The sequence below is a fragment of the Candidatus Allofontibacter sp. genome (assembly GCF_038145245.1).
Classification (GTDB): Bacteria; Pseudomonadota; Alphaproteobacteria; order Pelagibacterales; family Pelagibacteraceae; genus Fontibacterium.
Genome location: NZ_JAYQPI010000045.1, coordinates 1 through 4,983, shown reverse-complemented (window position 1 = coordinate 4,983; position 4,983 = coordinate 1). Strand labels below are relative to the sequence as shown.

Annotated in this window: 8 protein-coding genes; 4 read left to right on the top strand and 4 right to left on the bottom strand. The window is 26.5% G+C overall.

All coding sequences use genetic code 11. From position 1 onward, the window contains the following. On the bottom strand, window positions 1-126 hold a 126-nt coding region (locus AC8IGH_RS04970), incomplete at its 3' end, for an RsmD family RNA methyltransferase (RefSeq protein WP_507419614.1). After that, window positions 101-841 carry a pseudouridine synthase gene (locus AC8IGH_RS04965; protein WP_507419613.1) on the bottom strand — a complete coding sequence of 247 codons (741 nt, stop codon included), beginning with the start codon at window positions 839-841 and terminating at the stop codon, window positions 101-103. The genes AC8IGH_RS04965 and AC8IGH_RS04970, both read right to left, overlap by 26 nt. 1 nt (window position 842) lies before the next feature. Between AC8IGH_RS04965 and AC8IGH_RS04960 the strand changes: the two genes are divergently transcribed. Then, window positions 843-1,298 carry a nucleoside deaminase gene (locus tag AC8IGH_RS04960; protein ID WP_507419612.1) on the top strand — a complete coding sequence of 152 codons (456 nt, stop codon included), beginning with the start codon at window positions 843-845 and terminating at the stop codon, window positions 1,296-1,298. Here AC8IGH_RS04960 and purD read toward each other — a convergent pair. Further along, entirely contained in the window at window positions 1,295-2,560 is a 1,266-nt protein-coding gene (gene purD / locus AC8IGH_RS04955) for a phosphoribosylamine--glycine ligase (protein WP_507419611.1), read from the bottom strand. The genes AC8IGH_RS04960 and purD overlap by 4 nt on opposite strands. 27 nt (window positions 2,561-2,587) lie before the next feature. On the opposite strand from purD, the gene xseA reads away from it, so the two are divergent. Genes xseA through AC8IGH_RS04940 form a run of 3 tightly spaced genes read left to right on the top strand, consistent with a single transcriptional unit; the run spans window position 2,588 to window position 4,759 of the window. Continuing rightward, window positions 2,588-3,775, top strand: coding sequence for an exodeoxyribonuclease VII large subunit (gene xseA / locus AC8IGH_RS04950; protein ID WP_507419610.1), 1,188 nt, complete (start codon window positions 2,588-2,590; stop codon window positions 3,773-3,775). After that, the gene (locus tag AC8IGH_RS04945) at window positions 3,776-3,967 is read left to right on the top strand and encodes a DUF2093 domain-containing protein (RefSeq protein WP_507419609.1); all 192 of its coding nucleotides are present in this window, start codon (window positions 3,776-3,778) and stop codon (window positions 3,965-3,967) included. Next, window positions 3,968-4,759, top strand: coding sequence for a M23 family metallopeptidase (locus AC8IGH_RS04940; protein ID WP_507419608.1), 792 nt, complete (start codon window positions 3,968-3,970; stop codon window positions 4,757-4,759). A gap of 5 nt (window positions 4,760-4,764) precedes the next feature. Here AC8IGH_RS04940 and AC8IGH_RS04935 read toward each other — a convergent pair. Continuing rightward, on the bottom strand, window positions 4,765-4,983 hold a 219-nt coding region (locus tag AC8IGH_RS04935), incomplete at its 5' end, for an LpxL/LpxP family acyltransferase (RefSeq protein WP_507419607.1).

The window sequence follows — 4,983 nt, the reverse complement described above, 5'->3', positions numbered from 1 at the left end:
AATTTTATTTGAGTGCTGTAATATATTGAATATACTCTCTTTGACTCTATCTCTTAGAGGTCTAGTAATTAATTTGCTTGGAAAAAGTATTTTTTTCCCCTTATATTTTCCTGATATGATCCTCATATAATCTCATTTCTTTCTCTTCTGCTTTTTCTACTTTTCCAGCTAATAAGTTTTTAAGTTTAAATGGACCGTATTCCAGACGAATTAACCTATTAACTTTAAGATTAACAGCAGCGCATAAATTTCTTATTTCATTATTTTTTCCTTCATGCATATGAAACTCTACCCAAGAATTTGCATTTCCTTTTTTTAATAATTTATATTCAAAAGGAGCGTATTGAATGTTATTTATTTTTACTCCTTTGCTAATCCTATCCAAAGAAGTTTCATCTATGTATCCATAAACTCTAATTCTATATTTTCTAATAAATTTGTTTTTAGGTAATTCTAAATTTCTTATTATTTCACCATCATCTGTTAATAATAAAAGTCCTTCAGAATTAATATCTAATCTTCCAACAGTTTTTATTTTTTTAAGATTAAAAGGTAATAGATCGTATATAATCGGTCTATCGTCCTGTTTATTTCGAGAAGTAATATAGTTTAATGGTTTATAAAATTTCCATACCTCTAGTTTTTTTTCAAGATTAATCTTTTTATTATTTATAATTATCTCGTCTTCATTACTTACAAAAGTAATTGGCGATGAAATAATTTCTTTATTAACAATAATTTTATTTTTTTGAATTAATTGCTCTATTTCGCGTCTAGAACCATATCCTTTGCTTGATAAAAATTTAGCTATTCTAATTTTTTTTTGGTAATTATTATTCATAATGAATGGTCAGACTGATATTTATACTAATTTACTTTTAAAATTATCAAAAAAAGCTCAAGCTTTAGGAGAACTCCCTATTAGCGCAATTATAGTAGATCCAGTTAATAAAAAAGTTATATCAGCATGCATAAATCAAACTAAAAAAAATCCAATTTTACATGCTGAGATTAATGCTATTTTAAAAGCCTTAAAATTAACAAATTCAAAAAGACTAGATAAATTTGATCTTTATTCTTCACTAGAGCCATGTGCTATGTGCACTTCTGCAATTTCTCTTTCTAGAATTAGAAGAGTTTATTTTTGTTTAGAAGATAAAAAGTCAGGAGGTTTTATTAATGGTCCAAAGTTGATTTATTCTAATAATTTACATCATAAGCCTAAGTTTTATTATGGTTTTAAGGAAAATATTTTTTTAGATTTAATGAAAGATTTTTTTAAGAAAAAACGTAATTAATTATTAATAGCTCTCCAACCAATATCTCTTCTAAAATATTTATCTTTCCAGTTAATCTTTTTTAACATTTTTACACATGCGCTTCGAGCTGATCTAAGATTTTTATTTAAAGCCGCAGCATTCAAGACTCTACCTCCAGATGTGAAAATTTTATTATTCATTTTAAATGTACTTGCGTGAAATAAATATTGATTATTATTTAGTAAAATTTCTTTTGTATTCTTGATTTCTGATATTTTACCCTGTTTATTAGGATATCCTTTAGATGAGGCAACAATTGTTATTGCTTTTTTATTACTCCAATTAATTGTTATTTTGTTAATTTGTTTTTTTTTACAAGCTAATATAATTTTTAACAAATCAGTTTTTAATCTCATCATCAAAACTTGGCACTCAGGATCTCCAAGCCTAATATTATATTCAATAAGCTTGGGTTGATCATTTTTAATAATTAGCCCTGCATAAAGAATTCCAACAAAAGGACATCCTAATTTTTTTAACCCTTTTAACGTAGGATCAATAATTTCTTTTTTTATTTTTTCTTCAACTTTATTTGTAATAATATTTGAAGGAGAGTAAGCACCCATTCCTCCTGTATTAGGACCGGTATCACCTTCTCCTATTCTTTTGTGATCTTGTGCAGTTCCAAAAAATTTATAACTTTTTCCATCTGACAATATAAAATAACTCGCTTCTTCTCCTGACAAAAATTCTTCAATAACAAATTTTTTAGAACTTTTAAATTTACCTTGATTGATATCTTTACATTTTTTTAATGCTATAGTTTTGCTATTACAAATAAAAACTCCTTTACCTGAAGCTAATCCATCAGCTTTTATTACTATAGGAGTATTCATTTTTTTTATGTATTCTTTAACTCCTTTCATGTTGCTAAAAGATTTATATTGTGCGGTAGGTATTTTATATTTTTTACAAAGTTGTTTTGTAAAAGATTTAGATTTTTCTAATCTTGAAGCTGCTTTAGACGGACCAAATACAAAAAAATTTTTTTTTTCTAAATAATCTTTAATTCCCTTAACTAAAGGAACTTCAGGTCCAACAAAAACTATTTTTATATTATTATTTCTTAAAAAATCTGAAATACTTTTAAAGTTAAGAACATCTATATTAATATTTTCTGCTATTGTGCTTGTACCAGCATTTCCTGGAATACAAAAAATTTTATTAATTTGTTTTGATTGTTTTAGTTTAAAACAGACAGAATGCTCTCTCCCGCCACTTCCTATAACAGCTATGTTCATATAATATTATAGGTATATAAATTGATAATGAAAAACATACCAGAATTTTCTGTTTCAGAAATTACATCTTTAACAAAAAATATTTTAGAAGAAAATTTTGACAGAGTAAGGATTAGAGGTGAAGTTTCTAAAATAAAAGAAAATAAAGGCCATTTATATTTTTCATTAAAAGATGAAAATTTTGTGCTGAATGCTATTTGTTGGTCAAGTGCAGTACCGCTTTTACAAGTCTTTCCAGAGGAGGGCATGGAGGTTGTTGCTGAAGGAAAAATCACAACTTATGCAAAGAGTAGCATATCAAGTTATCAAATCAAAGTAGATCAGATCGAACTTCAAGGTGAGGGAGCATTATTAAAGTTAATTGAGCAAAGAAAGAAAAAACTACAAGCCGAAGGATATTTTAATGAGGAACATAAAAAGCCTATTCCATTTATTCCAGATAAAATTGGAATAATTACCTCACCAACTGGAGCAGTAATAATGGATATTATAAACAGAGTACAAAATAGATATCCAACTCATCTTTTAATTTATCCAATATCTGTGCAAGGAAATAAATCTGCAGGAGAAATAATTCAAGGAATAGAATTTTTTAATAAAAAGATCAATGTTGATACAATAATAATTGCAAGAGGAGGCGGAGGTGCTGAAGACTTGCTATCATTTAATGATGAAAATGTAGTTAAAGCTGCTTTTTCAAGTAAAATCCCAATTATCTCCGCAATTGGTCATGAAACGGATTTTACTTTATTGGATTTTGTAGCTGACTTTAGAGCATCAACACCTACGGCAGCAGCAGAAAAAGCTGTTCCAGAAAAAGCTACTTTGATTCAAAGAGTTATCACATGTTATGAACGGTTAATCTATAGCTTTAATATTTTTTTAAAAGAAAAAAATAAAAATATTTATCAATTAGTAAAATCATTAAATTTTAATAATTTAAAAAAATTTATAGCAGAAAAGAAAGATAAAATGGAACTTTATGAAAAATCTCTTGCTGGCCTGTTAAAAAATAAATTTAAATACTCTCGATTAAATTTAAATAGCATTTTTTCTAGATTAAACAGTTTAGACACTAATAAGATTTTAAAAAGAGGTTTTTCAATTATTAGAGATTTAAATAATAATATTATTTATAAAAAAAAACATGTTTATAAAAATAATGACATTATAATTGAATTATCTGACGGTAAAATTAAAGCTAAGGTTAATTAAATGAAAGAAGCAAAATTAAAATTTAAACCTGGAAATTTTGAGATTATTAATCCAGGCGATTATGTGCTTTGTAAAGTTTCTGGAAAAAAAATAGAATTATCAGAGTTAAGATATTGGAACGTTGAATTACAAGAGCCTTATTTTTCTTATGTTGAAGCCACAGAAAGATTTAAACAATTGAATAAAAAATAAATGCATTTTTTATTTATATTTTTTTTTTTATTTCAGTCGACTTTAGCTAATGCTTTTGAATTAAAAGGAGAAATTATTCAAGGTGCGCTTATTGTTGGAAAAGAGAAACCTGATAATTCCATTTTTGTTAATAAACAAAAAATAAAATTATCCAAAAACGGAACTTTTGTTTTTGGTATAAATTATAATCAAACAGGAAATATTGTCATAGAGTCGGTGGATAAGAATAATCAAATTAATTCTAAGACTTATAAAATAAAGAAAAGACAATATAAGACTCAAAAAATAGATGGTCTTCATGAAAAAATGGTAACCCCAGACAAAGAGTCTCTAGAAATTATAAAAAAAGAAAACGACTTAATCAAAAATGCACAATTAATTAACACAGATTTTGAATTTTTTTTATCAAGCTTTAGTAAGCCTATTGATGGCATAATTTCTGGTATTTATGGAAGTCAAAGAATATTAAATGGCAAGCCTCGTTCACCACATTTAGGGATTGATTTTGCTGCGCCCAAAGGAACAGAGATTAAGTCTCCAGCTGATGGTTATATAACTCTCGCTGAGAAAGGTTTTTATTTTACAGGAGGAACTATAATTTTAGACCATGGACATGGTGTTTCTACAATTTATGCTCATTTAGATGAAATTTTAGTAAAAAAAGATGAATTAATTAAAAAAGGACAAGTAATTGGAAAAGTAGGATCAACTGGAAGAGCCACAGGTCCCCACCTACATTTTGGGGTAAATTGGTTTGATGTCAAAATTGATCCAGAATTTATTCTAAAATAATATTTTTATTTCCACCTGTTATGTGTCCATAACCAACTAGTTGGATCCACTTTTATAAACTCTTCAATTTTGTTATTCGTGATTTGAGTAATATTAAAAATATCACTCTCATAATTATTAGTTTTTTTTACTGATAAAGGCTCTTCTATAAAAAATTCAAAATTTGTTTCTTTTAATCTTTTTAAAAATACAGGCACAAGCAATGCATCATATTTAATTGCTAA

What these genes read in the sequence shown, in the direction of transcription:
- AC8IGH_RS04965 (WP_507419613.1), bottom strand. Translation starts at nt 841, where the DNA reads ATGAATAATAATTACCAAAAAAAAATTAGAATAGCTAAATTTTTATCA.
- AC8IGH_RS04960 (WP_507419612.1), top strand. Translation starts at nt 843, where the DNA reads ATGAATGGTCAGACTGATATTTATACTAATTTACTTTTAAAATTATCA.
- purD (WP_507419611.1), bottom strand. Translation starts at nt 2,560, where the DNA reads ATGAACATAGCTGTTATAGGAAGTGGCGGGAGAGAGCATTCTGTCTGT.
- xseA (WP_507419610.1), top strand. Translation starts at nt 2,588, where the DNA reads ATGAAAAACATACCAGAATTTTCTGTTTCAGAAATTACATCTTTAACA.
- AC8IGH_RS04945 (WP_507419609.1), top strand. Translation starts at nt 3,776, where the DNA reads ATGAAAGAAGCAAAATTAAAATTTAAACCTGGAAATTTTGAGATTATT.
- AC8IGH_RS04940 (WP_507419608.1), top strand. Translation starts at nt 3,968, where the DNA reads ATGCATTTTTTATTTATATTTTTTTTTTTATTTCAGTCGACTTTAGCT.